A 4898-nucleotide genomic window follows, 5' to 3' on the forward strand; every position below is an offset into this window, starting at 1 on the left:
TCTTTTTCGGGATGCGAGAGAGTCGAGAGGTCGGGAAGAGGGGCAAGTTTTACCATGACCGGCATCATGCCCGGATATCGGAATGTTTACAATTGCGCGTTTACAACGGTCAGGGCTAAACAGTTACGTTCCGGCTTTGATACGCTCATAAATCGCGCTGCGCTGGATCCCGACCATTTCGATGACGGCTGGGAGTCGGAGAAACTTTTTCGTGCTGATCATTCTATACGCTTATCTGCTGTGCCGCCGGCAGCGGGGCGTTGCAATGCACGGATGGCGGCGGCGATCACTCGACCTCTGCGGGCTGCTTCCTTCATTTCGGGTCTAGCTGGGCCAAGCAAGTCGCCAGGGATTTGGGTTTGCTTGATGACCAGCTGGGCCGCCGCCTCAATAGCATCAGCCCACAGACCGCCTGCTTTCTCAGCAGCAGGTTTGTCATCGCTGGTGCGGGCAATTGCGTCGGGTTGCGCCGGCAGCGAGTTGCGGGCGCTCATGCTGCACCACCGCTTTCCGCCGGCGCCACCTTTGCGGCGGCTTTCTGGCGCAGCGGCGAGGACGCGGCGCGCCGGTCATCCCGATCAAGAGTCGCTTTCAGGTCGGCCTGCTGCTCTTGAAGGAACTGCGCTTCGACGGCGATGTGCTTGATCAGCGTGCCGATGTTTTCAAGTACACCCGCTTCGGTTGGATAATCGGCGTCGTTCCCGGCCGTGAACAGCAGGTGGCGGCAAGGCTGTTGATCGCAACGAGGTCATCATTTATAGTTGGGATCGAAGCAATGACCCAGTTGGTCTTTTCTAACAGACGTGATCGCGGGGTGCTTGTGACCGATGCCGGAATTCCGCCATCGGTAGTTGAATATCGTGATGGGGACATCGATGCTGGCCCGCTGATCTTGGAGATGCACAGGATCGACGGCCCGGACAAGTCGCCCATGTAGATGATCAGCGCGGACCTCGTGGCGCACTACCGGCGCCGAGTAGCCGGTCCGGTAAGATTGATCTGGAACTGACCGGTGCAGTTTATCGTTTGCGACAAGGCAATGTTCGAATTTATTGAAGTGGATATTCTTGGTTTTCCTGCTGGCAATTGATACCAGCTTCTCCCGCAAAGGACAAGAAGACCATGACCGTGCCCAACGCAAGCCCGTTTCCGTCGCTGATTCAGCTCGTCCCTTCCGCGCTGATATTGCTATCCCTGGTTCATGGAACTGCCCGTGCAGAGAGTGCCCTGCCAGAGGGAACGCTGGGATGGACTGTTTACAAGCTAAGCAGCTGGATGAGCCCAACCGAATACGCATCAGATCCATTGACCGCATGTCAAAAAGGAGCAATGAATCACCTAAAAGAAAAGCTCGTGTCAATGCAGCCTTATACAGGCATGCGCAACTATTTTAAATGTTATTACAGGCTCGTTCCAAACGGTGGTGTTATGTGGTTAGGGAATACCGTGCTGCATTGCAAATATGGTTACGGGACTTACGGACAGGGTTTTTGTCGCAAGATCAGGCAGACTAAACCTGAACCCTTGAAATGCGGAGAGGCAGCAGGAAATCCGGTTCAGTTTGCAAGCGGCTCTAAAGTTCAGTCCGAAACTGATCTTGATGGGGGAGGTAATGAGGCGCTGCAAGTTCTGCGCACCTACCGTAGCATGCGCAACAGCGGAATCGGACAATCAGCAGGGGTGGGCTGGTCGTTTTCCTTCGAGCGGGCGTTCTCTGCCCCACTCTCACTTGGCTCGGGCCGGTCGTTAGTCGACGGGGCGCTCGGCGATGGCAGCTATTTCCAATTCCAGCGACAGGACGACCGTACATACAAGTCCAGTTTCGACAAAAGAACGGCTTTGGAAGTGCAAGGCCCCGACGAGTCCGTCTGGCTTTTGACAACGCGAGACGGCACGGTTGAACGCTACCTCCGAGATGGCGACGAGTTCAGACTCAGCAGTGTTCATACCCGCACCGGCATGGCGACGCATTACACCTACGACGCTAAAAACAAACTCAGCAAGATTGTCGACACGAGCGGTCGTAGCTTGGCAATCGCATGGGAAGGTGACGTCATCGTATCAATTGCCAGTTCAACCGGCAGCGTACGTTACGAATATGAGCAGACCGTCGTTGGTGACTACCCACCTATTGAAGGCATGTCCCGCCTGATCGGTGTGCATTATCTCGACCGCTCCGGTATGGAGATGTCATCGCGTGCATACCACTACGAAGACGCCCAAGACCGCTTCCTACTCACCGGAATTACCGATGAACATGGCAAGCGCTTTGCCACGTATGCATATGACGCTGACGCTCGGGCGGTGCTGTCGGAGCACGCCGGCGGTGCGCAACGTTACACATTTTCCTATCCCAGCTGGGACCAGCGGATTGTGACCGATGCGCTTGGCAGCAGCCGCAACATTGCCGTTGCGTACGATTCCAATTACAAGAGCCAGATTACCGCCGAAAGCCAGCCTGCAGGCGCTGGCTGCGCCGCAAGTGCCAAGGCAACCACTTACACTCGAAAAGGCGACGTGGAAAGCCGTACTGATTTTAATGGAAACAAGACCTGCTTCATCAGTGATCCCATCCGTGGAACCGAACTGGCACGCACGACCGGGCTAGCCAAAGATGCTACGTGCCCTGCGAGCCTCGATGGCGCAATTCCGGCCGGGGCACGCAAGACCAGTACGCGCTGGCATCCAGACTGGCCTCTTGCCACGATGATCGCCACGCCAGGGCGCATGGATACGAAAATCTATAACGGCCAGCGCGACGCCGCCGGCAAGCTTGTGGAATGCGCTGGCGGTGCGATGCTGCCCAATGGAAAACCGATAGCCGTCATTTGTCGTGCGAGCGTTCAGGCGACCAATGACAATAATGGCGCGCTCGGATTCGCGGCGGTGGGAACCGGCCCGGTTCAGGAATGGCGCTACACCTACAATCCCAACGGGCAGCTGCTGACGAGTACCGGACCGGCCGATGCGAATGGCAAGGCCGAATCGACCAGCATGACTTACTACGCGGACACGACCGCAAGTCACTCCCCTGGCGACCTTGCGAGTGTGCGCAACAGCGTTGGCGAGGTGACCAGTTACCTCGAATACAGCGAGGACGGCTTACCGACCAAAATTCAGCGTCCCAATGGACAGATTGTTGGGCTTGAATATGGCCAGCGCCAGCGCTTGGTGTCCAGCGCCGTCCGCGCGACAAGTGGGCAAGCTGAAACCACGCGTTATGAATACGATATTGCGGGACAACTGATCCGTACAACTGCGCCCGACGGATCGACGCTGGAGTACACGTACGATGACGCGCACCGCATGACCGGCTTGCGCGACCGTGCCGGCAACAGTATCAACTTCACCCTCGATGCCATGAGCAATGTCGTGCGCCAGGAAGTGAAAGACCCGAACGGCAAACTGGTGGCGCAAACCACGCGCGCCTTTGACGCGCTCAGTCGCCTGCAACGGGAGCAGCGCAGCGCCAAAGACCCAGGCGCGCGCTTTGAATACGATGCAACTGGCAACCTGACATCGAGTACCGATCCACTTGGTCGCGTTAGCAAGGGAACTTACGACGCGTTTAATCGTCTGATCCAACAGACGCTCCCTGCTGCGGATGCCACGGGCAAGCCCGCAACCATCGATTACGCGTACACGCCGCAGGATCAGCTTGCATCGGTGCTCGATCCACGCCGCATGCAGACGCGCTACGTCTTCAACGGACTGGGGCAGCAGACGACGTTGATCAGTCCCGATACAGGCACCACGAGCACGCAGTTCGACGGGGCGGGGAACGCGATATCGAGCCTGGATGCGGCCGGACGCAAGACTGCCTATCGATACGACGCGGCGGGTCGCGTGACCGGTATCGGCGCCAGCACGTTTGAGTATGGTGCGGCCGGCACGCCCGCAGCAGGCCGTATCACGGCGATGACGGATGAGGCTGGAAAAACAGTGTATGTCTACGACAGTATGGGAAGGCTGTTGAGGAAGGAACAAACGAACGGAGCGGCTTCCCGGCGCTTTGTGACTGCCTACACCTATGGCAGCACGGGCAGCGCCGTGGGCCACGTGACCGCGATGACCTACCCCAGCGGCAATCGCATCGATATCACCTACGACAGCAATGGAAAACCGTCCGCCCTGGGCTTGACGCGCCCAAATGCTGCGCGCACGACGATTCTGAGCGACATCACGCACCAGCCCTTCGGCGCTGTGCGCTCCTGGTTGTGGGGTAATCACAGCGCGGCCAGTCCCAATAAATACGAGCGCCAGTTCGACCTTGAAAACCGGCTGGTCAGCTATCCGCTGGGACACTCGGCGGCTGGCGGTGCGCTACGCACGCTTAGTTACGATGCCGCCGGGCGCATCGTTTCCAGCACACACAGGGGGGGGGCGCCGGGCAAGCTGGACCAGCGCTACTACTACGATGGGCGTGACCGCCTGGTCGGTTTTGATAGCGCCATCGGGGGCCAGAGTTTCGAATACGATGCCAGTGGTAACCGCACCGGATTGAAAGTCGGTCCCAACAGCTACCTCAACATGATCGATCCCGGCAGCAATCGGCTTACTTCCACGTCCGGACCAGTGCCAGCCAAACGCAATACGTATGACGCCAAGGGTAACCTCATCAGTGACGGAGCGATACGCTATACATATGGCAACAATGGGCGTCTGAGCAGCGCAACGGGCATCGGTGGCGCGGCTGTCCAACACCGCTACAACGGGCTCGGCCAGCGGGCTATCAAGTCTGATGCGGCTGGCGCATCGACCTATTTCGTCTACAACGAGGCAGGGCAGATGGTGGGCGAGTACAACAGCGCCGGGACGCCGATACAGGAAACCATTTATTTGGAGGGGATGCCGGTCGCCATGGTTAAACCGCGTGCCAGCGGTGCAGAAGAAAATGC

The 4898-nt window shown here is 58.1% G+C and carries 4 protein-coding genes; 2 read left to right on the top strand and 2 right to left on the bottom strand.

Annotation, left to right across the window (positions count from 1 at the left end; translation table 11 throughout):
* Nucleotides 1-123 precede the first annotated feature (123 nt).
* Both F1735_RS37620 and F1735_RS32480 read right to left on the bottom strand, forming a co-directional pair.
* A complete protein-coding gene (locus F1735_RS37620) occupies nt 124-222 on the bottom strand; it encodes an AlpA family phage regulatory protein (protein WP_167241005.1) in 99 nt (32 codons plus the stop codon).
* Nucleotides 219-494, bottom strand: a complete 276-nt coding sequence (locus tag F1735_RS32480; RefSeq protein WP_167241007.1) for a hypothetical protein — start codon at nt 492-494, stop codon at nt 219-221. The genes F1735_RS37620 and F1735_RS32480 overlap by 4 nt, the downstream gene beginning before the upstream one ends.
* 116 nt (nt 495-610) lie before the next feature.
* Between F1735_RS32480 and F1735_RS32485 the strand changes: the two genes are divergently transcribed.
* Both F1735_RS32485 and F1735_RS32490 read left to right on the top strand, forming a co-directional pair.
* Nucleotides 611-937: a hypothetical protein gene (locus F1735_RS32485; protein WP_167241009.1), complete on the top strand. Its 327-nt coding sequence runs from the start codon at nt 611-613 to the stop codon at nt 935-937.
* A gap of 185 nt (nt 938-1122) precedes the next feature.
* On the top strand, nt 1123-4898 hold a 3776-nt coding region (locus F1735_RS32490; RefSeq protein ID WP_167241011.1), incomplete at its 3' end, for a DUF6531 domain-containing protein.

Origin of the sequence: Massilia genomosp. 1 (assembly GCF_011682185.1) — a bacterium.
GTDB classification, from domain to species: domain Bacteria; phylum Pseudomonadota; class Gammaproteobacteria; order Burkholderiales; family Burkholderiaceae_D; genus Telluria_A; species Telluria_A rubra.